We start from the raw sequence: 25,932 nt of genomic DNA, 5'->3' as shown, positions 1-25,932 counted from the left end.
CATCTGTTCCCCGCCCACGTCAGTAGGCCCCGCGGCCGTTGGTGACGGCGCGCAGGGTTCGCGCGAGGAGCCCCATGTCGGCGGCCACCGTCCAGTTGTCGACGTACCAGAGATCGAGCGAGACGGTCTCCTGCCAGGACAGGTCCGAGCGCCCGCTGACCTGCCACAGACCGGTCAGTCCCGGCTTGACCGCGAGCCGCCGGTGCTCGCGCTCGTCGTACCGGGACACCTCTTCCGGCAACGGCGGGCGAGGTCCCACCAGGGACATCTCACCCCGCAGCACATTGATGAGCTGCGGGAGTTCGTCGAGCGAGGCCCGCCGCAGCGTCCGGCCCACCCGTGTCACCCGGGGGTCGCTGCGCATCTTGAACATCGGGCCTTCGGCCTCGTTCGCCGCGCCGAGCTGCGCCTTGCGGGTCTCGGCGTCCACCACCATCGTGCGGAACTTCCACATGGTGAAGGGGCGGCTGTGCAGGCCGTGGCGGGTCTGGCGATGGAACACCGGGCCGGGTGAGGTGAGGCGTACGGCCATCGCGATCACGAGCAGCAGCGGGGCCAGCGACAGCAGCCCGAACACGGCGCCGGTTCGGTCGACCAGGGTCTTGAGCAGCGGCTGGGGACCGCTGCGCAGCGGCGGGGCGATGTGCAGCAGGGTCAGCCCGGCCACGGAGGAGAGCCGCACCCGGCTCGCCGCGGTCTCCGACACCGCCGAGAGCACACACAGGGGCACCCCGCTGTCGTGCAGCCCCCACGACAGCCGCCGCAGCCGCTCTTCCGCGAGCTCCGGCCCGGGAGCCACGAGCACCAGATCGGCATCGTGGGCGAAGGCCCCGCCCAGCACGGTGGAGAGGTCGTCCTCCGCGGGAGTGGCGGCGAGCCGACCGGGAACCGGCGCTTCGCAGCTCAGCGCAGTGGTGCCGACGGGTATCGCCGCCGCGACCGTATAGGTGTGGTCCTTAAGGGAGTTGAGCAGATTCACCGCCCGGTCGACGCCGGCCGCGTGGCCGACCACGAGCACGCGGCGCACCACGAGCCGCCGCCGTGCGTACGCCGTCCACTGCCGCAGCCCTGATATGAGGAGCGTCAGCGCGAGGCCGGGAACGAGCGCCATCACCGCGACCGCCGGGTCGAGGGACTGTCCGGACACGGTGAGCAGGACGGCGAGCACACCCAGGAGCAGCAGCCAGTCGCCGGTGGCGACCGACGCGCCCCCGGTGGACCCGGGCAGGCGCTGCGCGTACCGCCCGCGAGCGGAGCGTACGACGGCCCACGCCAGCGCGGACAGCGACGCCGTGATCAGTGGTGCCGGCTGGTCACCGGCCTCCTGGACGAGCCAGGCCGGACCCCCCAGTCCGAGCACGTCGGCCAGAAGGAGCAGCGGAAAGTGACGGCCCGGACGCTTCCTGGACCGTGGTCGCTCGGGGTGCGCGCGCTCCGCAGTCGGTGTCCTCCACAGCTGCTCCAGCGCGGCGTTCCGGCTCCTGGACGCCGCGGTGCGTGTTCGTGGCGCCCCCGTCAGCCCGATCTGCCCGGATATGTCGGTGTCAGGTATTTCGACATGCCCCATGAACCCCCCAGCCCAAGTCGCATCCCCGCAAACGGGGCGCATCCGTCGATCCCATGGACTGACGGATGCGCCCTCGCTCGGTGCACGATATCCACACACGTGCCATTTCGCTGGAGTTCCCGTGAAGTTCAGACAGGTCGGATGATTCGCATCTCGGCCGGTTCCGGGCGGGAACTCAGCTTCTGTGCATGCCTGTTCGATTTTCCCGGGGTTCGGCAAGTGCTTGTCACCGGGACGAACCGGGGCGTAACTACCTTACGCGGCAGGGACGTTGAGCGGCACCCAGAGGATCGAGGAGTGGACGAAGTCACACCCTGAGACCCCGCCCCGGGCGAGACGCGCAACGCCCACCGGCCCCGGCTCCACGCGGAGCCGGGGCCGGGAAGCCGGGCCGGTATGTCCGACCTAGTACCGCACACAGAACGTGCGGTCCGTCAGCCAGCGGCCGAGCCAGTCGCTCAGCGGGACCGTGACGCACCACTGCCGGGAGTTCGGCGCCGGGTCAGGCGCCGGGGGCGCGGGCTTGGCCGGCTTCGGGGGGGCCGGCAGGGCCGGGGTCGTCGGGGTGGGGCTCGGATCCGGCATCGCCGTCGGTGCCGGGTTCTCGCTCATCATCGAGCGGTACGTCCGGGAGGACTCGGGGTTGTCCGAGCACTGCCAGACACCGTGCGGACAGTAGTCCGTGAGCGTCTGGTACACCGGATCGTGCTTCTCGATCCATTCGAGCATGCGCCGCATGTACTCGGGGTTGTCGCCGTTGCGGAACAGGCCCCATTCCGGGAAGGAGATCGGCTTGCCGTGCTCGGCCGCGAAGTCGACGTGCTTCTGCAGGCCGTACGGACCGTTCACCTGCTCGTCGAAGCTCCGGCCCGGCGGCTGGTCGTAGGTGTCCATGCCGATGATGTCCACGACGTCGTCACCGGGATAGCACCGGGTCCACGGAACCGCGTCCGTCCCCCGGTTGGGGGCGAAGTCGAAGCGGAACTTCTGCCCGGGGACGGCGCGCATCGTCGTCACGATGCGATTCCAGTACGCCTTCCACGATTCGGGGTCCGGACCGCAGCGGTGCGTGTACGTGACGCCGTTCATCTCCCAGCCGAGCACGATCACCGTGTCAGGGATCGACAGCCGGACCAGCCGCTCGGCCAGCCGCCGGAAGTGGTGGTCGTAGCTGCCCGCGGCGCCCGCCCGCAGCAGCCTGCGGACCTCGGCGTCGCCGACCCCCGCCTCGTTGCGCTCCAGCATCGGCACGTTGAGCACGAACATCCGGTCCTCGTCCGCGTTCCGCCAGGAAGCCCAGGAGCGCAGGAAGTCGGGTCGGCCCTCGATGTTCGACCAGAGGTCGCCCGGCAGGTAACTGTGCCCCGCCCGCAGTTCCCTGCCGCCGAGCCAGCGCGACAGCTCACCCGTCCTGCGTACGCCCTCGGGGCCGTACCCCACGTAGGCGCCGTGCGCGGTGGCGCCGTCCGCGGCGGCACGTGAAGGCGGGGCGGCGTCCGTGGTGTCCGTACCGGACGAGGTGATTCCTGCGATTCCGCCGGCGACGAGGAGACTGAGCGCAGCCGTCCCGACGCAGATGTTGATGAGACGGCGCTGTGCGGGCACGGCTCCTCCTTCTCTCCGGTGTTACCTCCGACCGGTTCGACAATAAGGAGACATTTTCTTTATCGGGTGATCCGGACGCCGATCCGTGGGCCATTCGCGGAACATCGAGATTCAAGCCGGACCGTTCGGGTGAAATTCCGGGACGAGCCCCGCTGCTCAGCGACGGTCGAGGGAGAAGGGCAGCGAACGCACCCGGTTGTCGAAATTCGAGTCGACCAGCAGGGGATCGCCGACGGTCCCCAGCGTGTTCAGCCGGGTCAGCAGTTCCCGGAAGAGCGCCTTCATCTCCAGTCGTGCCAGATGGGCCCCGATGCAGTGATGAGGACCGCCCCCGCCGTAGCCCAGATGGGGATTGGGGCTACGCGTGATGTCGAAGGTGTCGGGATCGGTGAAGACGGACTCGTCGCGGTTGGCCGACGCGTAGAACAGGACCACCTTCTCGCCGGGCCGGTAGCTCCGGCCGCCCAGCTCGCACTCGGCCGTGACCGTCCGGCGGAACTGGATGATCGGCGTCGAGTGCCGGACGATCTCCTCGATCGCGCCGTCGGCGTACCGGTCGAAGTCCGACTCCAGAAGGGTGCGCTGCTCCGGGTGGCGGGCCAGCAGATACACGCCGTGGGCGATCGCGTTGCGCGTGGTCTCCACACCGGCCACCAGCAGCAGCGAGAAGAAGGAGCCCAGCTGGCGCGAGGTCAGGGCCTGGCCGTCGACGTCCGCCCGGACCAGGGCCGAGATGAGGTCGTCCGCGGGATCACGACGCCGCTCACGGGCCAGCTGCGCCATCACCAGGTGCATCCGGGCCAGGGAACGCAGACCGCGCCCGGGCACCCGCAGCCGGTCCCGCCCCCGCCGCCGCACTCCGACGTAGGCCGAGGCGTGATCGATCTGCTGGGAGATCCGCGGCCGGTGGCGGTCCGGAATGCCCATCAGGTCGCAGATGACCTCCAGCGGCAGCCGCGAGGGCGCGGACGGCATGAAGTCTGCGGGCTGCTCGGCGATCACCTCGTCCACCAGGCGGCGCGCGAGCTCACGGATGTTCTCCTCGGCCCTGGCCAGCAGCCGCGGGGTGAAGGCGCGCGAGACGATCCGCCGCAGGGCCGCGTGCTCTTCTCCGTCCATGTTGACCATGGAGTTCCCGAAGACCGCCTTCGCCCAGGCAGCCGGCTCCGGCGTCGTGACGCCCGGGGCGCTGGCGAAGTTCTGCGGCTGCCGGCTCGCCGCCTTCACATCCGCGTGTTTCACCAGCGCGTAGAACGACTCGCCCGTCCCGGAGCGTGAGGCGCGCGGCCCCGCGAGCCGGCCGCTGCGTGCCCCCGTCCCGGTCGTGAACCTCACCGGTTCGTCCAACTGCCTCAGCAGCGCGAACGCTTCCAGCCGGACGGGACGTGGCAGCGTCCAGAACAGCGGATCGGCCAGATCCACGTCCTCCGGCCGCAGCGCACGGTCCCTGCTTCCCTGCCTGGGAACAGCCATTGCACAACCTCCACATTCCAGGACGGCCATGCTGACGCGATTCAGGACAATCCGTGTGATCGGCGCGCCGCTCGTGCGAGAACTGTTCCTTCGGTGTCTCGTTGTCAACGTCGGATACGTCAACACCTCGGAAGAGTGGACGAGAGGCAGGTGCGCACACCATGGGCCAGACCACGGACGCGAGAGGCAGAGGGGCCGGGCCGCGCACGACGTCCCGCCGCGTCGTGCTGCGTACCGCCTTCACCGTGGGAGTGACCGCGGGTACGGCGGCGGTGCTCGCCCCGCTCCTGGCGAAGGACCCGGAGCCCGCGCCACCTTCCGCGAAGGCGGGCGGCAGGGAACCGGAGCGCTTCGCCGAGATGTACCGCGGCCGGGACATCCGGGGCACGGCCACGGTCATGGTGCCGACAGGCGGGCCCGGCGGTGCGGTCCGGGCCGCCGGCGCCGGAGCGGCGGGCGCCGTCCCGCACATCGACGTACAGGTGGACGGACGGCCCTTGCACATCATGCGGCGGGCCGACGGCAGCTATGTGAGCGATACCAACCACTACGAGTCGTTCCCGACGCTGCTGGCCACGGCTCGAGCCGCGGTCGACGAGCTCGGGTCCGCACAGCTGTCCGCGGCCCGGCCGCGGCACAGCGTCTGAAACGGGAGGACCAGCACGGGTGTACAACCGTAAGAACCAGCGGAACCTCACGCGTACCGAGAAGCGGCGTCTGGTCGGCGCGATCCTGGAACTCAAGCGATCGGGGCGGTACGACGAGTTCGTCGTCCTGCACCGGGAGTTCTACGTCAGCGACGGCGAGGACCGGCCGAGGCCCGCCCATATGACCCCTTCCTTCTTCCCGTGGCACCGCCAGTACCTCCTGGAGTTCGAGGCGGCCCTGCGGGCGGTCGACCCCGGGGTCTCCGTCCCGTACTGGGACTGGACCTCGGACAACACCCCGAGCGCCTCGCTCTGGGCGGACGACCTGCTCGGCGGGAACGGCAGGGCAGGCGACCGGCAGGTCATGACGGGACCGTTCGCCTACGCCGAGGGGAACTGGACCATCAACGACGGCGTCTCCGCACAGCCCTTCCTCACCAGGAACTTCGGCCGCCCCTCGGCCCCTGTCACGCTGCCCGCCAAGGGGGACGTGGCCCGCGCACTCAAGGACCCGGTGTACGACGCCGAGCCGTGGAACAGCGTCAGCAGGACAGGGTTCCGCAACCGGATCGAGGGCTGGGGCATCAGGGGCTCGCGCGGGGTGAGCAACCACAACCAGGTGCACCGCTGGGTCGGCGGCCTCATGGCGGGCGCGGCTTCGCCCAACGACCCCGTCTTCTGGTTCCACCACGCCTACCTGGACCTGCTCTGGTCGCGCTGGCAGAAGGCACACCCCCGGTCGCGGTACCTGCCGGGCCGCAAGACCCGGGACACGGGCCCCGACCGGGCCCGGGTCTTCGGCCTCGACGAGCCCATGCCGCCCTGGGACGTCGCACCCTCGAAGCTCCTGAACCACTCCCGCCTGTACCGGTACGTCTGACCCTGCCCGCCCGGGCACACGGAAGCGGCCGGGCCTCCCCTCCGGAGCAGGAGGAGGCCGGCCGCTTCTCAGGGCGTGAATCAGTGGCCGTAGCCGTAGTCGCCCGGGCCCTCGTGACCGCCGCCGGAGGCGTTCACGCAGGTGTTGCCGAAGGCCGGGTTCAGCAGGCCGACGACGTTCACCGAGTTGCCGCAGAGGTTGACCGGGGTGTGGACCGGTGCCTGGACAAGGTTGCCCGAAAGGACGCCGGGGGAGTTGGCGGCGACGCCCTGGGCTCCGGCGTCGGCGGCAGCCACGCCGGCGCCGCCGGCGATCAGGGCACCCGTGCCTGCCATGACGGCGGCTGCCTTCGAGATACGCGACATCAGTTCTCCTTGTGAGATGTGAGGTGTGCCACGGAGCGTGGGACCCCGTATGACCTGACAACGCAAAAATCGACAGACGGTAACGGACTGGCGCAAAAGTCGTGACCCGGGTGCGGCATTCACCGTCCGATGACGGGCAGCGCGGTCAGCCGGTCGTGCCAGTCGCGGGCGGCCGGGAACCGGGTCTTCACGGTCTCCGCCGCCACGTCACGCGCACTCAGCTGCGACAGGCGCAGCCGCAGCAGCGGATCGAGGGCGGGACGGGCCATCAGCAGCCGCTGGTTGACGACGGGGACCGGTTCCCAGTGGTTCTTGTACTGCTCCGAGCCGCGCAGCAGGCTCAGTACGGTCCGCCCGGTGTCGGCCGCCTGCTGGGAGACCTCACGCAGCAGCATCGTCGCCACGTCCACCTTCCGCTCCCGGAGCGAGGGATGGGCCCCGTACAGATAGCCGCCGGTGAGGTGGCCCGACTGCAGCGACATGTTCACCGCGACCACTTCGCCCTCCAGCAGGAACTCCGTGAGGGCGGCCCCGCCGTCACGGACCATCCGCCGGGTGGCCCGCACCAGATGGGCCGAGAAACGCGGCCGCAGATGCTCGGAGTTGACCCCGCGGCCGGTCCACTGGAGCTCGTGCAGGCGCAGCATCCTGCCCACCGCGCCGGGCACGTCGAGCGCGGGCACGGGACGGCACTCGACCGGCAGGGCGTCGATCTTGCGCAGCTTGGCACGCACCCGCTGGGCCCGGGACCCCGGCAGCCGCTGGAGCAGTGTGCCGATGGGCTCCGCGGGCAGTTCCATGCAGGTCGAGTCGTCGAGCCGGGCGCACGCCCCGGCCCATCTCTCGTACAGGAGCTGCGCCGAGGCGTCGGGCCGTACCTCCCGCAGGTCGATCACCGCGTGCCGGGCGGCCCGGTCGAGTCCGCGCTCCAGGGCCACGAGAGCACCGTCCGACTCCTCCTCGTCGACCAGGACGTCGAAGAAGTCGGAGATCGCGCCGCCCATCGGTACGAGCAGCGGCATCGGCCGGTGTACGAGCATCAGCGCAGCGGCGCCGATCAGACGCCCGCCGCGACGGGCCAGCATCACCCGCAGACGGCCGGCGGGCCCGTACGAAAGCCACCACGAGTGGAGCCAGGCATGGCTCTGGAACGGCGTGGCGGTCCGGCAGCGGCGATACAGCGCGTCCCACTCGTCCGCGAGCCCGGCGAACTCGCCGAGGTCGCGGCAGAGCGTCACCGTCAGGCCCTCGTTGCGGCCGGCGCTCATCACACCAGCTCCCGTTCGTCCGCGGCCGCCGGCTGACCGGCCGTCCGGTCCGGTCCGGGGGCGGGCACATGAGCCTCGGAGCTCCTGCGCGCAGGGCGGGGCCGTACGAGGAGGACCAGCCCGCCGAGCAGCCCGCCCGCGCTCGCGCCCACGGCCGTTCCCAGCGGGGCGGACGGGGAGACGGGCTCGTCCGGCGGGACGGCGTGGGTGAACTTGATGAGCTTGACCCCCGTCTCCTTGGCCACGTGCTCGCCGCCGACGATGACGGCCTCGACGACCGCGTTGGCGATCTCCGCCGCCCGGCGCGGCGAGTCGGACGTACCGCTGACCGCGATCATGGGCGAGTCGGGCGAGGTCTCCGACCGCACCCGGGTACGGAGTTCCTGCACGCTCTCCCCGGCTGCCCCGTGTGCGTAGGTGAGGGTGGAGTCACTGGTGGCGAGCCGGCCGAAGGACTGGGCGAAGCCCAGGGCCGCGGCGGAGTCGGTGCCCTTGTCGGTGACGGCCAGGGCGTAGCCGGTGGCCGTGTACTGCGGGGTGGCGAGCAGCCCGTAGGAGAGGCCGCACGCCGCACCGAGCAGGACACAGGCGGGCAGCGGCCACCAACGGGGCAGCGGAGGAAGGGTACGCAGCCGGCTGAACCGTCCGGGGACGGCCGGCCGCTGCTCGGGAGACTCGGTCATGAGGGTGCTCTCTGTCGGAAGGATGGTGCCGGGGGTCTGCCGATGGCGGACGGCCATGGCTATCGGTGGCCGCTGAGGGCGCGCTCGTAGACGTCCATGAGGTGCTCGCTGCTGCGCCTGATGTCGTAATGGGCGACGGCGGGAGGCGGCGGCAGCCGGTGGGGTCCCGCCCGCATGCGCTGCCGCAGGGCCGCTGTCAGCTCCTCGGCGTCTCCCGTGACGCGGGTGGCGCCCGCCGACCGGTCCGCGGGCAGGTCCTCGATCGCCGGGCAGGCGGCGTACAGGACGGGCAGCCCGGCGGCCAGCGCCTCGACGGCCGCCAGGCCGAAGGACTCCTCGCGGGACGTGGAGACGAAGGCGTCCATGGTGCTGAGGAGCGCGGGGACGCCGGGCCCCGCGCCGGGCCGTTCCCCGTCGCACTCCCCGAGCAGCCGGATCCGCCCGGCCGCTCCGAGCCGCTCCGCGAGCGCGGTCAGCGGGCCCCGCTCCGGACCGTCCCCGGCCAGCAGGAGGCGGGCGCCCGGCAGTGCCGCGACGGCCCGGACCAGGACGTCGAACCGTTTGCCGGGGACGAGCCGGCCGACGCCCCCCACCACGAACGCGTCGTCGGGGATGCCCATGAGCGCCCGGGTGTCCCGCCGCGCGCCGTCGTCGTACCGGAAGAGTTCCGCGTCGATCCCGTTGGGCACGAGGTGGATCCTGGCCGCGGGCACCCCCCAGTCGCGCAGCCGACCCGCGACGGTGGAGGAGACGGCGACCGTGGCGGAACCGAGCCGCTCCGTCCGCAGATAGAGCGCACGCGTGGAGCGGGTGAGGGGACGCCCCTCGATCTCCGCCCGGCCCAGCGAGTGCTCGGTGGCGATCGTGGCGCGGACCCCGGCCAGCCGGGCGGCGATCCGCCCGTATACGCAGGCCCGGTACAGATGGGTGTGGACGAGGTCGTACTTCCCCTGCCGGATGATCCGGGCCAGCCTCGGCAGCGCCGCGAGGTCACGGTTGCCCTTCATCCCGAGATCCGTGACGCGTACGCCGTCGGTGCGCAGTCCGTCGGCCACCGCGCCGGGGTTGGTGAGCGTGACGACGTCGCAGGGCGTGGGCAAGTTGCGCAACAGCAGGCGTAGTTGCTGCTCGGCGCCGCCGATGCCGAGGCCGGTGATGATGTGCAGGGCCCTCATCGGAGGTCACCGGACACGGCGGTCACGGTCTCGGGCAGCCGGGCGGGAGCGACTCCCGCCCGGTACCGCAGCCGGTGGCGCAGGTCCTTCGCCCTGAGGCGTACCGCGCGGTCCGCGTGACTGACGTGGGTACGGGGCAGGGTGAACGGGCCGAGCAGCGGTCCGGGGGTGAGGGCGCAGCCGTAGCCGTATCCCGCCTCGCGTGCGGAATCCGCCACCCGCTCGTCGACCGAGCCGTACGGGTAGCAGAAGCCCTCGGGGACGACGCCCGTGATGTCGTGCAGCAACTCCCGGCTGTGGTGCGTCTCCCGGCGCAGCTCCGAGCCCGACAGCGACGTCAGATCGCGGTGGCGCAGACCGTGCGAGCCGATCTCCATCCCCGCGTCGGCGGCGGCCCGGATGCCCTCCGCGGTGAGGAGCGGCTTGTGCGGGCCCGGCCGGTCCCACTCGTTCGAGCCGCCGAGCCGGCCCGGCAGGACGAACACGGTCGCCGAGCAGCCGTGCCGCCGCAGGACCGGCAGGGCCTCGTGCACGAAGTCGGAGTAACCGTCGTCGAAGGTGAGCCCGACGAGACCGCGCCGGCCCTCGGCGTGGGCGCGCAGCAGCGTGGCCACACCCACGGCGGTGTAGTTCCTGCGCCCGAGCCAGGCCAGCTGCCGGTCGAGACGCTCAGGGGAGACGGTGATGCCGTACGGATCGCTCGTCCGCTCGCTCACGGAGTGGTACGTCAGGATCCACGGCTGGGCGCACGCGGGTGGTCGGAGCCGGGAGGAGCGCGAGTCGGTGAGAGCCGATGGGTCAGCGGCCATGAAGCAACCTCCGTCGGATGAGGGTCAGCAGTTGGACGACTTCCGGAGCTCGGAGTGCGAGCCCGGCCAGGAGGAACAGGAGCGGTACGAGGAAGCAGCCGGCGGCAAGGCTGAGAAGGGGATCGGCCACCCGCGGTGCCGCCAGCCAGCCCGCCGTCCCGGCCACCGTGGCGGCGCCGGCCAGCCGGACCAGGGAGAGGGTCACGGACCGGACCCGGATGGCGACCACGCGCGTCCCCAGGCCCATCAGCAGCAGCATCGCCGCCGTGCTGATCCCGATGGCGTTGGCCGTCGCGATGCCGTTGACGCCGAACCGGTGGGTCATGGCGAATCCGGCTCCGGTGGTGACGATCAGCCCGGTGGCCATCGCGAAGACGGGGAACCACGTGGGCCGCCCGGCCGAGAAGTACGGGCGGCTCAGCGCTCCCACGAGCGAGTGGCCGAGGAGCCCGAGCGCGTACACCCGCATGACGTCGGCTGTCGCCCGGGTGTCGTCCGCGTCGAACGCCCCCCGCTGGAAGAGGACTTCGACGATCTGGGGTGCGTACCCGAGCACCATCGCGGTCCCCGCGAGGACGACCATGCCGGCCAGCGCGAGGTCGCGTTCGACCCGGTCCCTGGCCTTCTCCCGGTCGCCGTTGGCCATGGCCCGGGCGACGACCGGGAAGGTCACCGTGCAGATCATCAGTGAGAGGACCATCGGCATCTGCGCGACCTTCTGCGCGTAGTTCAGATGCGAGATGGCACCGGCCGGCAGCGACGAGGCGAGGAACCGTTCGACCAGGACCTGCGCCTGACGGCTCACCACGAAGATGACGACGGGCGCGAGGACCGTGGCTCCCAGCAGCGGGGGAGCCGCGCCGGCGAAGCGCCGCCTGGCGGACGGGCGCCGTTCCCGCCCGGCGCGGGCGACCCGGGCGGGGACCAGCCGGACGAAGGCCGGGAGCTGGGTGAGGATCATCAGGACACTGCCGACGGCGACGCCCGCCGCCGCGGCGCGTACGCCCCAGAGGGAGTGCAGCGCGAAGGTCATGCCGATGATGCCGACGTTGTACGCGAGGTAGACACCGGCGGGTGGCAGGAAGCTGCGGTGCGCGCGCAGGGCCGCGCTGAGGTAGCCGGTGAGGCCGAAGGTGAGCACGGTGACGGACGTCAGCCGGGTGCAGTCCACGGCGAGCCGTGGATCGCTCAGACCCGGGGCCAGGATTCCCACCACCCACGGGGCGCCCAGCGCCAGCAGCGCGGCGATGCAGGACAGCAGCGCGAACAGCCGGGGCAGGGTCGCCGAGATCAGCTCCCGTACGGGATCGTCCGTCCCCTCCGTCGTCCGTGCGGCGGCGTCCTTCTTCTCCCCGGTGCCGGCTGCCCTGCGGGCCAGGGCGTGGCTGAACGCAGGGACGAGCAGGAGGGCCATCCCGTCCTCGATCAGCACGGTGGCGGCCATCTCGGGCACGGTCCAGGCGATCAGGAACGCGTCACTCGCACCGCTCGCACCGAAGAGATGGGCGATGGCCTGGTCGCGTACGAGTCCCAGCAGGGCCCCCGCGACGGTCAGCCCGGCGGTGACGGCGGCGGCCCGGGCGAGGAACCGGCCGAGCCCGGGTGATTCCGCGTCCCCGGACGTCTCCGTGCCGCCGGGGCAGGAATCGGGTACGGGTCCGGCGGAATCGGTTACGGGTCCGGCGGGATCGGGTACGACGGGCTGATCACGCGGTGCGGGAGGGGCGGGGACGTGGTCCGGGAGCGCCTCCACCGGCGGCCCCGATTCGATTCCGGTGTTGTTCACGCGGTCCGCGCCCTCTCCGGTCCGGCCAGCGCCCACCAGGAGGCCAGACCGAGCACGATGCCCGTGAGTACGGTCGAGGGGCCGCCGATGTCCGCGTACAGGAAGTCGACGGTCTGCCAGACCATCAGCCCCGCCGCGACGAGCCCGCAGTCCACGGCCGTGTTTCCGCGTGCGCTGCTGATGATCACCCTGCGGACTCCGCCGACGAGGACCGCCAGCCAGCTGCCGGCGAGCGCGGTGAGCCCGATCAGCCCCTGTTCGCTGAGGACGAGCAGGTACATGTTGTGCGGGGAGAGCAGCGGCTGCTTGCGGAAGTCCTGACCGGCGCCCGCGGTGTCGCTGCCCGCGGAGAGTGCGATCGAGGCGTGCCCGTCACGGTGCGCGGGGAATCCCTTCAGCCCGACGCCCGCCAGCGGTTCCTCGCGCCACATGCTCGCGGCGGCGGCCCACATGGTGTACCGGTCGGTGACCGACTGGTCAGGAGCGGCGGTCACCTCGGTGATGCTGGTGAGCCGCTGGGAGACCATCTCGGAGCCGATGCCGAAGCCGCCGACGAGCACGACGGCGGTGGCGGACAGTACCGCCAGCGCGCGCACGGCCTGGCGCGGTCCTGTCAGTGCGAGGAGAGCGAGGGCGGCGATCGCCGTGGCGATCCACGAGCCCCGGCTGAACGACAGCACGAGGGCGACGAGCAGCACGGCTGTCGCGCCGAGGGCACAGGGGCGCAGCCACCGGGGGGCGCCCTCGGGTGTACGGAGTACGTGGACGGCGGTCGCCAGGAGACCGAAGGCGACGACGGTCGACATCCCCATGATGTCGCCGGGCCCGAACGTGCCCACCGCCCGGATGTCCTCGCCCATGTACGAGGCGCCGGTGCCGGTGGCGTACTGGTGAATGCCCGTCACTCCCTGGACGAGGGCGAGCAGGACGAGGGCGCCGGTCACGATCCGGAATCCCTGGGCGTCCCTGATGAGGAGGCACACGGCGGCCGGCACCAGCACGAAGACCTGGAGGTAGCGGACGAACCCCGGGAGCGCGGCGGACGGATCCGCAGCGGTGACCGTCGCCACGGCGAAGCCCACCGCGGGCAGTCCGAGCACCACAGCCGCCGCGGGTGCCAGCGGACGCTGCCGGAAATACAGCAGACGGGCCAGGCAGAGCAGCACCGCGAGGCCCGAGGCGAGGTCGGCCGGGCGCGTGACCTGCGCTTCGCCGGTCCCCGCGTCCGTGACCGGAAGGGCGAGCAGCAGCACGGTCGCGAGCAGCGGAAGCAGCGGCCACTGCCGTGTCCACCGCGCCGCCCGCGGGGTCTTCGATCCTGGGCGGGCCCGGGGATGCGGAATGGCGGCGACGGCGGGTTCGGCGGTCCGGGTGGCGGTCACGGTCAGCTGCCTCCCGGCCGGAACAGCGAACCGGCGGTGCGGACGAGGAGGCACACGTCCTGCCACAGCGACCACGTCTCGATGTAGCGGTTGTCGAATCGGGCCCGGTCCTCGATGGAGGTGTCACCGCGCAGCCCGTGCACCTGGGCGAGTCCCGTGATCCCGACGGGCATCCGGTGACGGGCTCCGTAGCCCGTGTGCACCCGGCCGAACTGCTCGACGAAGTAGGGGCGTTCGGGACGTGGCCCGACCAGGCTCATGTCGCCGCGCACCACGTTCCACAGCTGCGGCAGTTCGTCGAGGGAGGTGCGGCGCAGCAGACGGCCGACGCGGCTCATGTTCCGGTCTGCCGAGACGTTCCACCGGGTGGCGGACTCGTGGGCGTCGGCCGGTCTGATCGTGCGGAACTTCAGCAGGACGAAGGGCCGTCCGTTCCGTCCGATGCGCTCCTGCCGGAAGATCACGCCGGGACCGTCGGAGATCCGTACGGCCAGACCGCAGGCGGCGAGCAGCGGGGCCGCGGCGAGGAGGGCCAGGCCGGCCAGCACGGCGTCCATCGTGCGCTTGGCCGCGTACGCGACCGGCCGCCCACCGCCGTTGTGCAGGGAGTACGCGGCGAAGCCCCACAGATGGTCGGGGCGCGCGGAGGCCCGGTGCGGAGTGAAGGCCCCGGCGGCCGGGCCGTTGATGAGCCACATCCGGCAGCCGTGTCCGGCCAGGAGCGCGAAGAGCGCCTCTCCGTCGCGGGTGGCTCCGGGCGCGGTGGTGAAGAAGGCGTCACGCACGCTGTTCTGGATGACCGCACGGCCGACGTCCTCCAGGGTGACCAGGACGGGCAGCGGGGCGGCGTCGGCCGCAGGAGCCGCGGGGGTGTCGGACGCGGAGGACGCGGAGGACGCGGGATCGACCCGGCCGACGGGCCGGAGCCCGTACTCGGGGTGTCCGTGCAGGGCGGCCGCGACCTCCTGGGCGGCCGGTCCGTGCCCGATGACCAGGGCCGACCGGGGGTTGCGGGCCGCAGAGCGGAGCCGTGAACGGTGGGCCAGTGCGCGGGCGGCGCAGCACAGCACTGTCTGGGTGACGATCGCCAGACCCAGCGCGGTCCAGCTGATCGAGGAGCGGGGGTCGTACGCGGTCAGCACTTCCGCGGTCGCGAACCACTGGATCAGGGCGAGGCCGAGAAGTGCGGGCAGTTCGGCGAGGCCCGACACGGAAAGCCCCGGGCGGTACAGCCCCCGGTAGGCGTGCAGCAGCAGTTGTACGGCCATCTGGACCGCGATCACGGCCGGTGGCCACGGGGCCGCCGGCAGCACGGCGAGGGTGAGGCCCAGGGCCAGCGCGTCGGCGGCAAGCAGCCGCCCGGTGGACCCGTACCCCCGGAAGCGGCGCGTGGTGCGCCCGGCCGGCTTGTGCCGGTTACCCCGGCGGGGCGGGTGGATCGTGGAGGCCGCGGGGGGTTCGGCCGTCGCCTGGGCAGTGCGGGGGGCGGGGGCTCTCTCCGTAGTCATCGGTCGGTGCGCTCTCTCGTCGTGGGCCGGGACAAGCCGACAAGCTCCTGATAGATGCGGTGAACGGCTCCTGCGGTCTTCCGGACGTCGAAGACGGACCGTGTGTGGGTCCGGGCGGTACGGCCGAGTTCGTCCCTCAGCACCGGATCGGTCAGGAGGCTGGTGAGCGCGGCCGCGAGGGCCGCGGGGTTCTCGGGAGGTACGAGGCAGTGGACGTCGTGGCCCGGTGGCAGGCTCTCCCTGGCGCCGTTCACGTCGGACATCACGACCGGTCTGCCGCAGGCCATGGCTTCGAGCGGGGCCAGCGCCATCCCCTCCCACCGGGAGGGGAGTACGAAGACGTCCGCGGCGTGGATCCACGGACGGACGTCCTGAGTCGCCCCCGCGAACACCACTCCGGCGGGAGCCGTCTCGCGCAGCCGCCGCTCGTCCGGTCCGTCTCCCACCAGGACCAGCCGGGCGCCACTGACGCGCAGTTGCTCCCAGGCTCGTAACAGCACGTCCTGGCCCTTCTGCCGGCTGAGCCTGCCGACGCATACGACGAGCGGTGTACGCGCGTCGACGGCGCCCGGCAGGGGGAGTGCGGCACGGGCGGCGGCGCGCTCCGCGGGGCCGGCCGGCCGGAAGTGCCCGAGATCGATGCCGTTGTGGATCACGGACCACCGGGCCGAGATGCCCGCCCGTTCGCCCGTACGGCGCTCGGACTCGCTGACGCAGAGGATGTGGTCGCTCCAGCGGGCGCCGAACCGCTCCCACTTCAGGGCGAGGTGCGCGGTCCTGCCCTCCACGGCCTCGAAGGACCAGGCGTGCGGCTGGAACACCGTGGGGATACGGCCCCGTACGGCGAGCCGCGCCGCGAGGCCCGCCTTGGCGCTGTGGGCGTGCACGATCTGAGGTCCGCTCTGCCGGACGAGCCGGTGTGCGGTGGCGACTTCAGCGGCCAGCCCGGGTCCGGGGTCGCGCACGGCGGGCCAGGCGAGCACGTCCGCGCCGGCCGCCTCGGCACCGGCGGCCAGTGGGCTCTCGGGGGGGCAGGCCACCACGGGCCGCAGGCCTGCCAGAGCCTGCGCCCTGACGAGATCGGTGACGACCCGTGCGACCCCGCCCTCCACCGGCTGGACCACGTGGAGCACGGTCACCTGTCGTTCTTCAGAAATGCTCTTTTGCCGCACGCGTGGCCCTCTTCTCACGTGCCCCCCGAAGGACGGGACCCGATAAGGCGCCGACGGCAGGGAATACCGATATGGGAAGCCCTGGCCATCGAAAAGATGAAGGTGGGCAGCTGGAATCCAAGGAATGATCAAGTGGGTTAAACAGAAGTGCACTTTGGCAGACAGTTGACCAGAAAACACGCGTGACTCGCTCATGGGGCCATGTGGGGCACACCCGTTTGGCAGCCGGTTTCGACCCCTCGTCGGGGTCAATTTCGGGCCATGTAAACCCTGCGCACCGGGATTTTCTGCACTCGATCGTGTGCGCGTCGAACAGGATTTCCCCACCGCCTTCCGTCGGATGGGTCCGGAAAACCGGCGGACGCAGATCCGGCCCGCACCTGATGCGGTGCGGGCCGGACCTGCGTGACCGTGAGCGTGAGCGGGACCGTGATCGGGTACCCGAATGGGCCTGCTATAGGAAAGGGACGGATCACCTCGTGAGGGACGCGTCCTGTGCGTCGTGCGAGTCATCGCGGCCCGCCTCCGCCGGGGCCAGCAGACCCCCGGCGAGTACGGGGAGCCCGCCCGCGATGAGGGGTTCGGCGCCGAAGCGGCCCAGGAGCCGTGCGGTGATCGCCGTTTGGAAGTCCAGCACAAGGGCCCGGCGCGGGAGTGGTCGGTGTGCACGTGGCCGGTGGTCGTCGGCCTGGACCTCAAGAACAGGGGCCGCAGTCCTCGACGGGGCGGTTCGCGCTGTCCTTCGGCGGTCCGGTGCGCAGGCCGGTGCGGCAGGACACCCGGCGGCACCTGGAGCACGGCCTGCTCGAAGGGGTGTGTACGACCTCGGGGTGTACGGCCCCGACGGGTCCCTGCGCACCTTCCGCGGACCCGGCGCGACTTCGGGCCAGGAGGTGACCGCCCGGCACGACGACCTCGCCGGAACGGTGGTGCCGACGATGAGGAACCCGGGCGACACCGGGGCGACCTGCGGGCCGGCGCGCGCTGGTACGAGCTGAGCGTCGATTCAGCGGGAACGGCGCGGTCTCAGCCGCGCACCTCGAAGCGGTACGGCGCACAGCTGTACGTGAGCTGTCGTTCGATGCCCCGCATCCGCACATGACGGGTGGTCGGTGGTGACGGGCCCGGGGAGTTCCACAGCGCCGACGCCCGCAGTGGTCCCGCCACGCCGCTCGGCGACGCTGCGCCACTGCCGCGGCAGGCCGCGACCACGACCTCCAGGTCCGGGACGACGGCCGGACCCCACGACGCCGGACGCGAACGAGCGGGCCCCGCCGACAGGTGCGGGGCCCGCTCGGTTCCAGGGCGATCAGGCGGGGGTGATGTTCTCCGCCTGCGGGCCCTTCTGGCCCTGGGTGACGTCGAAGTTCACCTTCTGGCCTTCCTGGAGCTCGCGGAAGCCCTGGGCGGCGATGTTGGAGTAGTGGGCGAACACGTCCGGACCACCGCCGTCCTGCTCGATGAAACCGAAGCCCTTTTCCGCGTTGAACCACTTCACGGTTCCACTGGCCATTTTTTGTCCTCCAAGCAGACACAGAAATCGGCGCCCGCACCGTACGGGCACCGGAGGTGATCGCCATGGTGCCCGGAGACACTGAACAGCAGAACGCCCGCGAACTCGCGTCCGCGGGCCGCTCCTTGCGAACCACGACAGCTGGGAGCGACGCTACACAGCCTTCCCGGCCCGCGCCACGAACGACGCCCCGACCGGTGGCGGCATGTCACCTTTCAGGCCCAAAAGTCCTCTCCGCTCGTCGGTCGCGCGGGAGGATTGCACGATGAACGAGACGATCCCGGTCGCTGACCAGGGACATCAGCTGTCCGTGGGTCCCGGCGTCGGCGGACACGACGAGCCCCCGGCCGCCCGGCCCGACCGGACCGCCGTCGATACCGGGGACCACACAGCCCGCGGCCCGGCACAGCGCGATACCGGCGGCGAAGTGCACGCTCCCGGAGAGGTCGCCGCCATCGGTGACGTACGCGGCGCGCCTGCCCGCCGCGACCCAGGCCGGCGACAGGGTCGTCGAGAGGACGCGCGGCCGGAACCGCTCGACGAACCCCGGGTGTCCAAGCAGTTCGACGGCACGGAAGCCGGGGGCGTTCGGGAAGGGCGGGTCGAGGTTGACGTCGACGAGGCCGGTGGCGGACGTGGGTGCGAGCGGCGTATCGGCTCCGTCGTGCCGTACGTGGGCACGCTCGCCGTCGGTGAAGAAGATGTCGCCGCCGAACGGGTCCGCGACCGCCGCGGCCCCGTCGCACAGCGCCACGTTGACGGCCACGGCCATGGTCCCGGCGGCGTAGTTCAGCGTGCCGCACAGGGGGTCGACCAGCCACCGGCGTACGGCCCCGGCGGTGCCCTGATGCCCGCCTTCCTCGCCGAGCACCGCGTCCTCGGGCCGGGCGCCGCGGATGACGTCGAGGATCGCCTTCTCGGACCCGACATCGGCGTCTGTGGCGAAGTCCCCGGCACCCTTGTCGATACGGGTGAGCCGTCGCCCGTACATCCCGTGCACCACGTCGGCGCCGGCGCGCGCGGCGGCTACCACCACCTCGGTATCGTCAAGGCCCGCATACGAGTTGATCACGCTGTGCAGCGTATGCGGCCCCGCCGTCCGTGGCCACGGGCCGCTCATTCGGCCCCTGACCGGCCTTCCGTAACGCCACCAGCGGAAGAACGGTGAGCGCGGGGCCGATCCACAGCACGCTGGTCATGCTGTCGGCGACACCGTCGTCCTGAAGGACGGGCCGGACGAACGTATGGGCGAGGAAGTGGCCCGTGATCACAGGGAAGGTGATGACCAGTCCTGCCCGCACCCCCGCGTTTGCTCTTGAACACCCGTGCGGATCGGCGGATGCGGAGGTCCGCTCCGCCGGTACTTTCGGCATGAGGCAGAGCAGGCAGGCCGGCGAGACGAGTCCGAGGATGCCCACGGTGGCGAACGCGGTGCGCCAGTCGCCGAGGTAGCAGCGTCCGGTACGCCGCCGGGGAGGCGGGTCACGGCCTCGGTCAGCGCCAGGGCTGCCCGCTCCCGCACGGTGCAGTGGCTCGACTCCTCCCATGCGGCGAGCTGGTCGACGCGGGCCTCCTCCTCACCGGCCTTACAGAACCTCCTCAGCCAGGCACCGGCCTACCGCCGGGCCCCCGTCGCCACACCATCGGCCGGCACCATGCCGCGTGCGACCTCGTGAGCCGTGCGACCGAAGAGCTCGATGGCCCGGTTGCTGCCGCCGGACCGCCACATCAGGCCGTACCCGAGCGGAGTGCCCTCCTCCACCGGAACGTAGGAAATGCTGGGACGCCCGTGGTAGAGCGCCACATGTGCTCCCGCCAGCAAGGCTCCCTGCCCTCCGGCGACGAGCGTCAGCGCCTCCTGGAAATTGGTGACGGACGGGCCCCGTCCGATCGGCAGGCCGCTGGGCGTGCGCGTCGGCACCTGATGCTCCAGCCAGTAGTCCGGAAGATCACCCGCGACGGTCAGCAACGGCACACCGGCCAGATCGTCGAGGGTCACCCTGCTCCGTCCGGCCAGGCGGTGTCCCGTCGCGACGGCCAGCACCCTGCCTTCGGTGAGGAGCGTGGGGCCGCGCGTCAGGTCGTCCTCGTGGCTGGGAAAGTCCGTCAGCTGCATGTCGTACTCGCCCCGGCGCAGCATTCCGTACGGGTCGCAGAGGGGCACCTCGCACACCTCGACGACGAGTTCGGGGTGGGTGACGCGCAGCCGTTCGGTCGCTTTCATCACCATCTCTCCCGCCAGCGGTGTCGAGAAGCCGACGTGCAGCACCCCCTCGACCGCGCGCGCGGCGGTCACCGCGCGCGCCAGGGCGTCCTCGATCCCGCGGTAGTGCGGCTGGAGATCGTCACGGAGCCGGATGCCGAGAGGGGTGAGGGCCACGCGTCGGCTCGTTCGCGTGAACAGGGGAGCTCCCACGCGGCGCTCCAGCCTCTGGATGAGCTGGCTCACCCGGGCACGGGAGAGACGCAGACGGTCGGCGGTGCGGCCGAAGTGCAGTTCCTCGGTGAGCACGAGAAAGGAGTGGAGCTCGCTCTGGTCCACGCACGCCTCCGGGGTGGCCGGGAAGAGGATCGGTAAGGCTGGCTTACCGAACGTTGCGATCTTCGCCGTTGTTCCCGGCCACGGCGTCGCGAAGGCTGGAGGCATCGCACGACCTCACCCTTTTCAGAAGGAGTTCATCGCCATGAGAGCATCAAGCGGGCTGGACGCGCGGAAGTGGGGCATCCTGCTCGTGCTGTGCGGTGCGATCTTCCTCGAAGGCATCGACGTGGCCATGCTCAATGTGGCCCTTCCGTCGATCCGTGCCGATCTGGGGCTCTCCACGGGGGAGTTGCAGTGGGTCATGAGCGCCTACGTACTCGGTTACGGCGGCTTCATGCTGCTCGGCGGACGGGCGGCCGATCTGTTCGGGCGACGCAGGATGTTCGTGTTCTGGCTCACGGTGTTCCTGCTGTTCTCCGGCCTGGGTGGTTTCGCCACCGAAGGCTGGATGCTGATCGTCGCCCGGTTCGTCACGGGAGTGGCCGCCGCGTTCATGACCCCGGCGGGTCTCTCTATCATCACGACCGGCTTCGCCGAAGGCCCGGATCGCAACAAGGCGTTGCTCATCTACTCGGGGACCGCCGCGGGAGGCTTCACGATCGGACTGGTCGCGGGCGGACTGCTCACCGCCATCGGCTGGCGCTGGGTCTTCTTCGCACCGGTCGTACTGTCCTTCGTCGTACTCGTCGCGGCCCTCGTGTTCGTCCCCCGTTCGGCGCGTCCCGAAAGGCTGGGGAGACGCCTCGACGGGGCGGGCGCGCTCACCGTCACCGCCGCACTGGTGCTGATCGTGCTGGGGGTCGAGCGCGCGGCACACGCGGGAGCGGCTTCCAGCGTCGGCACGCTCGCTGCCGGACTGGCGTTCCTGGTGGCTTTCGTCCTCATCGAACGGCGGTCCCCCGAACCGCTGGTGCGCCTGGGGATCTTCCGCAACGGCCCCTTGGTGCGGGCGAACGTCTCCGCCATGCTGTTCGCTGCCGGCTTCTTCGGCTTCCAGTTCCTGGTGGTGCTGTACCTCCAGGAACTGCGCGGCTGGACGACGCTGCAGACGAGCCTGGCGATGCTGGTCATCGGCATCGACGCGGTCCTTTCGCCGACGCTGACTCCGCGCCTCGTCCTCCGCTTCGGCAACGCCAAGGTGATATTCGGCGGCCTCGCGCTCGCCGCCCTCTCCTACGGGCTGTTCCTCCCGCTGGGCGCCGACTGGAGTTACGGGGCGATGTTCCCGAGCCTGATCATCCTCGGGCTCGCCTTCTCCATGGCCTACGGCCCCCTCACCATCGTGGCTACCGAGGGAGTCGCGGACGAGGAGCAAGGCCTTGCGGGCGGTCTCCTCTACACGGCCTTCCAGTTCGGCGCCGCTGTCGGTCTCTCCGCCGTCACGGCCGTCAGCGTCGCAGCTACTCGCGGGGACACACCGGCCGCCCTGCTGGACGGCTACCGGACCGGCCTGCTCGTCCCGTTCGCCACGGCCGTACTCGCCGCCGCCGTAGGGGCGTTCGGCCTCAGGTCCCGAAAGGACGGTGGGCCGACCTCCGACGCGGGGAACGCCGCCGCCGAGCGCGCCGACATACCCGTCGCCCACTGAGCCAGGAGGGCCAGGAGGCCCAGGACGGCGCCCGTCGCCCTCCCCGGTACATCGTCACCTAACGAGAAGCCCCCTTCCGACAGTGTTCGGTCAGAAGGGGGCCTGGTGTCTCCGGGTCCCGGTCCCTACAGCGCCACGTACACGGTGTTGGTCGCGGTCCCGTCCTGCAGAGGGTTCTCGAATTCCACGACGTGGGCTTCCGCTCCGGTGAAGACGTCCCGGAGTACGGACATGAACTCCTCGTCCGGCGGGTCGTTCGACCACAGGGCGAAGACGCCGCCGGGGCGGAGACAGCCGGCGAGGGCCCGCAGCCCGTCGGGCCGGTACAGCGCCGCGTGGCTCGGATGCAGCACATGGCGGGGCGAGTGGTCCACGTCCAGCAGGATCGCGTCGAACCGGCGGTCCGGATCCTGCGGATCCAGGGCTGAGTCCGCGGCCATCGCGAAGAAGTCGCCATGGGCCAGGCGGCAGCGGGGATCGGACGCCAGACCACTGCCCAGCGGCACCAGTCCCCGCTCGTGCCACTCGATCACTTCGGCGAGAGCGTCGATCACGACGAGCGAGCGTACGCGTGGGTCGTCCAGGGCCGCGCGGGCGGTGTAGCCGAGGCCGAGCCCGCCCACCACGACGTCCAGTTCGTCACCCGTCGCCCCGGCGAGACCGAGTCGGGTGAGCGCGATCTCGCCCGCCGTGAAGAGGCTGGACATCAGGAATTCGTCGCCCAGCTTCACCTCGTGCACATCGACGCCCGACGCCGGATCCCGCCGGCGTCGCAGGCTGATGTCACCCATGGGTGTCGGGCGCCAGTCGATCTCCTGGAAACGCGCGCTCATCCGTTCACCTTCAGGTTCTTCTCCCGGCCGCTCACGCGTCGATGACGACGGGGATGATGAGCGGCTTGCGGCGGTGGGTCCGGAACGCCCAGGACGCGACGGCGCGGGCGATGAGCTGCTCCAACTGGTGCGCGTCCCCGACGCCCTCCGAAGCTGCCTTGGCCAGGGTCTTCTCGATCACCGGGATGACCGGCTCGAAGGTGGTGTCGTCGTGGACGAAGCCCCGGGCCAGGAAGTCCGGGGGCTCCGCGAGGGCGCCTGTACCGGAGTCGACGATCGCCACGACGGTGACGACGCCTTCCTCGGCGAGGGTGACGCGGTCCTTGAGGGAGGCTTCGGTGGCACCGCCGACGGTCATGCCGTCCACGTAGACGTTGCCCGCGGGCACCTTGCCGGTGATCGACGCACGTCCCTTGACGAGGTCGACGACGACTCCGTCCTCGGCGAGGATGACCCGGTCGGGGTCGACGCCGGTACGGATGGCCAGGTCACCGTTGGCGCGCAGGTGGCGCCACTCGCCGTGCACCGGCATGACGTTGCGGGGCTTGACGATGTTGTAGCAGTAGACGAGCTCACCCGCGCTGGCGTGCCCGGAGACATGCACCTTCGCGTTGCCCTTGTGGACGACGTTGGCACCCCATCGCGTCAGCCCGTTGATCACCCGGTAGATCGCGTTCTCGTTGCCGGGGATCAGGGAGCTGGCGAGCAGGACGGTGTCGCCCTTGCCGATGCGGATCACGTGGTCGCGGTTGGCCATGCGGGAGAGGGCGGCCATGGGCTCGCCCTGCGAGCCGGTGCAGATCAGGGTGATCTTGTGGTCCGGCAGCTTCTCGAGCTCCTTGGTGCTGACCACCAGACCGGACGGAATCTTGAGATAGCCCAGCTCCCGGGCGATGCCCATGTTGCGGACCATCGACCGGCCCACGAACGCGACCTTGCGTCCGTGCTGGTGAGCGGCGTCCAGCACCTGCTGGATACGGTGCACGTGGCTGGCGAAACTGGACACGATGACCCGGCGTGGCGCGGTGCGCAGGACCTGTTCGATGGCGGGGTTCAGCTCGCGCTCGGATGTGGTGAAGCCCGGCACCTCGGCGTTGGTCGAGTCGGTGAGGAACAGGTCGACCCCCTCCTCGCCGAGCCGGGCGAAGGCGCGCAGGTCGGTGATGCGGTCGTCCAGCGGGAACTGGTCCATCTTGAAGTCACCGGTGTGCAGGACCAGGCCCGCGCCGGTACGGATCGCGACCGCGAGCCCGTCAGGGATGGAGTGGTTGACCGCGATGAACTCGCACTCGAAGGGTCCGAAGCTCCGCCGGTCGTCTTCACGCACCCGGACCGTGCGCGGCCTGATGCCGTGCTCCTTGAGCTTGGCCTCCAGGAACGCCAGCGTCAGCTTCGAGCCGACGACCGGAATGTCCGCCCGCTCACGCAGCAGGTAGGGCACGCCGCCGATGTGGTCCTCGTGGCCGTGCGTCAGCACGACGGCGACGATGTCGTCCAGGCGGTCCCGGATGGAGGTGAAGTCGGGAAGGATGACATCGACCCCGGGCTGGTTCTCCTCGGGGAACAGCACTCCGCAGTCGACAATCAGCAATTTGCCCGCGTACTCGAAGACCGTCATGTTACGGCCGATCTCACCCAGGCCACCGAGGGCGACGACCCTGAGGCCTCCCTTGGGCAACGGCGGGGCAGTTTTCAGCTCTGGATGGGGATGACTCATACCCTGACGCTACCGGAGGGTCCCCGGCAAACTGTCGGCACGTGATCAATGCGGTCACACCGGTCTGCCGGGTTGGCTCAACGACGGAATCCCGCCGACCCGGATCGCGGCTCAGGCGGCCCCTGCGTCGGCCTCGCTCGTCCGCGCTGCCCGCGCGGCGGAAGCAGCAGTCGTGCACCTGAGACGGATCGGCCCATCGGCGGGCTACCAGCGAGTAACGGCCTGCGCCGGACCATCCCCCGGCGATCGGCCGGACTGCGGGGAGCAGCCGGAAACTCGGGTGACCCGTGAGTTCGGCGGATTGGGCGTTCTGTGACGTGTCCCCGATGACTGATCATGTGAAGAGTTCGGTGCTCGGAAACCGTCGCCCCGGTTCGAAGTTTCGGAGCCCCCGTCACACCCCTCCCCTCCTCACGCGCATGCAGGCGAGGAGGGGTGAGACGGTGCTCTTTCTTGCGATTCTCAGATGTCGCGGAAGAGATCAGCCAGGCCCGTGACCTGCCGGTCTGGGTGGTTGTGAGTCGCTGACCTGCATAGATGTTCTTTCGGCTGTTTCACGGTCATGTCTGTTGATGCAGCCGGAAGTCCCAGAAAAGTCCCAGAGCATTCCCAGGGGCGATGATGACACCTTCGGCTCTATGCGGCCCGAAGTCCTGGCTCGGACACCAGGGAGCGGCTCGACCCCGGGGTGGCGCTCACCGTGCCTCACCCCTGGCCGGCGTCGGCCGGAGCAGGCGCCATGAGCTCCCCCGGCTTATAGCTCGGGTTCGATTCCCGTCATCCGCTCTTCAGCGAAGGCCCAGGTCGACGACCTGGGCCTTCTTCGTTGTCCAGACCTCTCAGTGCCAGCTTCGGCATCCAGCGCTCGCCTGCGGGAGCGCGCGCAACACGCTCACTTCTGCACTTCGCGGACCCAGGCCGTGAGCCCGGTCAGGAATCCCGCCTTCTCGTCGGGCGACAGCCCCTCCAGCGCGCGTAGCAGCGGCTCGGTCCGCCGAAGGATGAAGGCTTCGAGCGGCAGGCGGTGTTCCTCGGCCAGGGACACCAGGACGCGGCGGCGGTTCGTCGGATCCTCGGCCCGATCCACGATGCCGGCCCGGCTCAGAGCTCCGACCAGTTCGCTGGCGGTGGACAGTGACACCTGAAGCCGTCGGGCGATCTCGCTGACGGTCAGCGGCTGTCCGGCCAGCAACTGGGGCAGTACGGCGCCGTGGCGAGGCGTCAGGCCATGCGCTTCCATGGCGTCTCGCAAGGGCTCCGGCATCAGATCGCGTACGACCGAACCGCGAAAGAAGGGCTCCAGCAGCGGTACGAGACCGGCGACCTCAAGCTCATCCGGGGTCGGCTTCCGTGACGTCTTCCCGGCGTTCTCGCTCTGTAGCATGCTACAAGTGTATATGGTTTGGATATCCAAACTGT

General features: G+C 70.8%; 22 protein-coding genes and 1 pseudogene. 3 read left to right on the top strand and 20 right to left on the bottom strand.

Annotated features, from left to right (window positions below):
• Nucleotides 1-19: 19 nt before the first annotated feature.
• From F0344_RS06010 to F0344_RS06000, 3 genes are all read right to left on the bottom strand, one after another.
• The gene (locus F0344_RS06010) at nt 20-1,567 is read right to left on the bottom strand and encodes a sugar transferase (protein ID WP_185297782.1); all 1,548 of its coding nucleotides are present in this window, start codon (nt 1,565-1,567) and stop codon (nt 20-22) included.
• 405 nt (nt 1,568-1,972) lie between these two features.
• The gene (locus F0344_RS06005; RefSeq protein ID WP_185297781.1) at nt 1,973-3,172 is read right to left on the bottom strand and encodes a glycoside hydrolase family 26 protein; all 1,200 of its coding nucleotides are present in this window, start codon (nt 3,170-3,172) and stop codon (nt 1,973-1,975) included.
• A 156-nt stretch (nt 3,173-3,328) separates the two neighbouring features.
• Nucleotides 3,329-4,645 (bottom strand): cytochrome P450, encoded by a 1,317-nt coding sequence (locus F0344_RS06000; RefSeq protein ID WP_185297780.1) that lies wholly within the window; start codon nt 4,643-4,645, stop codon nt 3,329-3,331.
• A gap of 161 nt (nt 4,646-4,806) precedes the next feature.
• Between F0344_RS06000 and F0344_RS05995 the strand changes: the two genes are divergently transcribed.
• Both F0344_RS05995 and F0344_RS05990 read left to right on the top strand, forming a co-directional pair.
• Nucleotides 4,807-5,292 (top strand): tyrosinase family oxidase copper chaperone, encoded by a 486-nt coding sequence (locus F0344_RS05995; protein ID WP_185297779.1) that lies wholly within the window; start codon nt 4,807-4,809, stop codon nt 5,290-5,292.
• Nucleotides 5,293-5,311: 19 nt separating this feature from the next.
• Nucleotides 5,312-6,172, top strand: coding sequence for a tyrosinase family protein (locus F0344_RS05990; protein WP_185297778.1), 861 nt, complete (start codon nt 5,312-5,314; stop codon nt 6,170-6,172).
• 80 nt (nt 6,173-6,252) lie between these two features.
• Here the strand turns inward: F0344_RS05990 and F0344_RS05985 are convergent, their stop codons facing one another.
• From F0344_RS05985 to F0344_RS05920, 14 genes and pseudogenes are all read right to left on the bottom strand, one after another.
• Complete coding sequence (locus F0344_RS05985; RefSeq protein WP_185297777.1) at nt 6,253-6,537, bottom strand: chaplin; 285 nt, start codon at nt 6,535-6,537, stop codon at nt 6,253-6,255.
• 119 nt (nt 6,538-6,656) lie between these two features.
• Nucleotides 6,657-7,805 carry a GNAT family N-acetyltransferase gene (locus F0344_RS05980; protein WP_185297776.1) on the bottom strand — a complete coding sequence of 383 codons (1,149 nt, stop codon included), beginning with the start codon at nt 7,803-7,805 and terminating at the stop codon, nt 6,657-6,659.
• Nucleotides 7,805-8,488 (bottom strand): lipopolysaccharide biosynthesis protein, encoded by a 684-nt coding sequence (locus F0344_RS05975; protein WP_185297775.1) that lies wholly within the window; start codon nt 8,486-8,488, stop codon nt 7,805-7,807. The genes F0344_RS05980 and F0344_RS05975 overlap by 1 nt, the downstream gene beginning before the upstream one ends.
• A gap of 59 nt (nt 8,489-8,547) precedes the next feature.
• Nucleotides 8,548-9,663, bottom strand: a complete 1,116-nt coding sequence (locus F0344_RS05970) for a glycosyltransferase (protein WP_185297774.1) — start codon at nt 9,661-9,663, stop codon at nt 8,548-8,550.
• On the bottom strand, nt 9,660-10,472 hold the full coding sequence (locus tag F0344_RS05965) for a polysaccharide deacetylase family protein (protein ID WP_185297773.1): 813 nt from the start codon (nt 10,470-10,472) through the stop codon (nt 9,660-9,662). Before F0344_RS05965 ends, F0344_RS05970 begins: the two co-directional genes overlap by 4 nt.
• The gene (murJ, locus tag F0344_RS05960; protein WP_185297772.1) at nt 10,462-12,258 is read right to left on the bottom strand and encodes a murein biosynthesis integral membrane protein MurJ; all 1,797 of its coding nucleotides are present in this window, start codon (nt 12,256-12,258) and stop codon (nt 10,462-10,464) included. The genes F0344_RS05965 and murJ overlap by 11 nt, the downstream gene beginning before the upstream one ends.
• Nucleotides 12,255-13,640 carry an O-antigen ligase family protein gene (locus tag F0344_RS05955; RefSeq protein ID WP_374940064.1) on the bottom strand — a complete coding sequence of 462 codons (1,386 nt, stop codon included), beginning with the start codon at nt 13,638-13,640 and terminating at the stop codon, nt 12,255-12,257. Before F0344_RS05955 ends, murJ begins: the two co-directional genes overlap by 4 nt.
• A 2-nt stretch (nt 13,641-13,642) precedes the next feature.
• A complete protein-coding gene (locus F0344_RS05950) occupies nt 13,643-15,148 on the bottom strand; it encodes an exopolysaccharide biosynthesis polyprenyl glycosylphosphotransferase (RefSeq protein WP_185297771.1) in 1,506 nt (501 codons plus the stop codon).
• Complete coding sequence (locus F0344_RS05945) at nt 15,145-16,287, bottom strand: glycosyltransferase (RefSeq protein ID WP_258049693.1); 1,143 nt, start codon at nt 16,285-16,287, stop codon at nt 15,145-15,147. The genes F0344_RS05950 and F0344_RS05945 overlap by 4 nt, the downstream gene beginning before the upstream one ends.
• A 505-nt stretch (nt 16,288-16,792) precedes the next feature.
• Entirely contained in the window at nt 16,793-16,957 is a 165-nt protein-coding gene (locus tag F0344_RS05940) for a hypothetical protein (protein ID WP_185303028.1), read from the bottom strand.
• 672 nt (nt 16,958-17,629) lie between these two features.
• A complete protein-coding gene (locus F0344_RS05935; protein ID WP_037908938.1) occupies nt 17,630-17,833 on the bottom strand; it encodes a cold-shock protein in 204 nt (67 codons plus the stop codon).
• Between the two features lie 208 nt (nt 17,834-18,041).
• The gene (locus F0344_RS05930) at nt 18,042-18,905 is read right to left on the bottom strand and encodes an inositol monophosphatase family protein (protein WP_185297769.1); all 864 of its coding nucleotides are present in this window, start codon (nt 18,903-18,905) and stop codon (nt 18,042-18,044) included.
• A 381-nt stretch (nt 18,906-19,286) separates the two neighbouring features.
• Nucleotides 19,287-19,421, bottom strand: a pseudogene (locus tag F0344_RS35480) (carboxymuconolactone decarboxylase family protein); the annotation flags it as partial.
• 27 nt (nt 19,422-19,448) lie between these two features.
• Nucleotides 19,449-20,375 carry a LysR family transcriptional regulator gene (locus F0344_RS05920; protein ID WP_185297767.1) on the bottom strand — a complete coding sequence of 309 codons (927 nt, stop codon included), beginning with the start codon at nt 20,373-20,375 and terminating at the stop codon, nt 19,449-19,451.
• Nucleotides 20,376-20,517: 142 nt separating this feature from the next.
• Between F0344_RS05920 and F0344_RS05915 the strand changes: the two genes are divergently transcribed.
• On the top strand, nt 20,518-21,963 hold the full coding sequence (locus F0344_RS05915; protein ID WP_185297766.1) for an MFS transporter: 1,446 nt from the start codon (nt 20,518-20,520) through the stop codon (nt 21,961-21,963).
• Nucleotides 21,964-22,088: 125 nt separating this feature from the next.
• Here the strand turns inward: F0344_RS05915 and F0344_RS05910 are convergent, their stop codons facing one another.
• From F0344_RS05910 to F0344_RS05900, 3 genes are all read right to left on the bottom strand, one after another.
• On the bottom strand, nt 22,089-22,796 hold the full coding sequence (locus F0344_RS05910; RefSeq protein WP_185297765.1) for a spermidine synthase: 708 nt from the start codon (nt 22,794-22,796) through the stop codon (nt 22,089-22,091).
• A 31-nt stretch (nt 22,797-22,827) separates the two neighbouring features.
• Nucleotides 22,828-24,513, bottom strand: coding sequence for a ribonuclease J (locus tag F0344_RS05905; RefSeq protein ID WP_185297764.1), 1,686 nt, complete (start codon nt 24,511-24,513; stop codon nt 22,828-22,830).
• Nucleotides 24,514-25,405: 892 nt separating this feature from the next.
• Nucleotides 25,406-25,897: a MarR family winged helix-turn-helix transcriptional regulator gene (locus F0344_RS05900; RefSeq protein WP_185297763.1), complete on the bottom strand. Its 492-nt coding sequence runs from the start codon at nt 25,895-25,897 to the stop codon at nt 25,406-25,408.
• Nucleotides 25,898-25,932 lie beyond the last annotated feature (35 nt).

It is taken from the genome of Streptomyces finlayi (assembly GCF_014216315.1).
In the GTDB taxonomy this organism is placed as follows: Bacteria; Actinomycetota; Actinomycetes; order Streptomycetales; family Streptomycetaceae; genus Streptomyces; species Streptomyces finlayi_A.
This window is presented reverse-complemented; position numbering and strand designations above follow the sequence as displayed.

Coding starts and splice junctions, on each gene's coding strand:
- F0344_RS05935 (WP_037908938.1), bottom strand. CDS start 17,833: ATGGCCAGTGGAACCGTGAAGTGGTTCAACGCGGAAAAGGGCTTCGGT.
- F0344_RS05970 (WP_185297774.1), bottom strand. CDS start 9,663: ATGAGGGCCCTGCACATCATCACCGGCCTCGGCATCGGCGGCGCCGAG.
- F0344_RS06000 (WP_185297780.1), bottom strand. CDS start 4,645: ATGGCTGTTCCCAGGCAGGGAAGCAGGGACCGTGCGCTGCGGCCGGAG.
- F0344_RS05995 (WP_185297779.1), top strand. CDS start 4,807: ATGGGCCAGACCACGGACGCGAGAGGCAGAGGGGCCGGGCCGCGCACG.
- F0344_RS05980 (WP_185297776.1), bottom strand. CDS start 7,805: ATGAGCGCCGGCCGCAACGAGGGCCTGACGGTGACGCTCTGCCGCGAC.
- F0344_RS05910 (WP_185297765.1), bottom strand. CDS start 22,796: ATGAGCGCGCGTTTCCAGGAGATCGACTGGCGCCCGACACCCATGGGT.
- F0344_RS05985 (WP_185297777.1), bottom strand. CDS start 6,537: ATGTCGCGTATCTCGAAGGCAGCCGCCGTCATGGCAGGCACGGGTGCC.
- F0344_RS05900 (WP_185297763.1), bottom strand. CDS start 25,897: ATGCTACAGAGCGAGAACGCCGGGAAGACGTCACGGAAGCCGACCCCG.
- F0344_RS05950 (WP_185297771.1), bottom strand. CDS start 15,148: ATGACTACGGAGAGAGCCCCCGCCCCCCGCACTGCCCAGGCGACGGCC.
- F0344_RS06010 (WP_185297782.1), bottom strand. CDS start 1,567: ATGGGGCATGTCGAAATACCTGACACCGACATATCCGGGCAGATCGGG.
- F0344_RS05905 (WP_185297764.1), bottom strand. CDS start 24,513: ATGAGTCATCCCCATCCAGAGCTGAAAACTGCCCCGCCGTTGCCCAAG.
- F0344_RS05965 (WP_185297773.1), bottom strand. CDS start 10,472: ATGGCCGCTGACCCATCGGCTCTCACCGACTCGCGCTCCTCCCGGCTC.
- F0344_RS05975 (WP_185297775.1), bottom strand. CDS start 8,488: ATGACCGAGTCTCCCGAGCAGCGGCCGGCCGTCCCCGGACGGTTCAGC.
- F0344_RS05915 (WP_185297766.1), top strand. CDS start 20,518: ATGAGAGCATCAAGCGGGCTGGACGCGCGGAAGTGGGGCATCCTGCTC.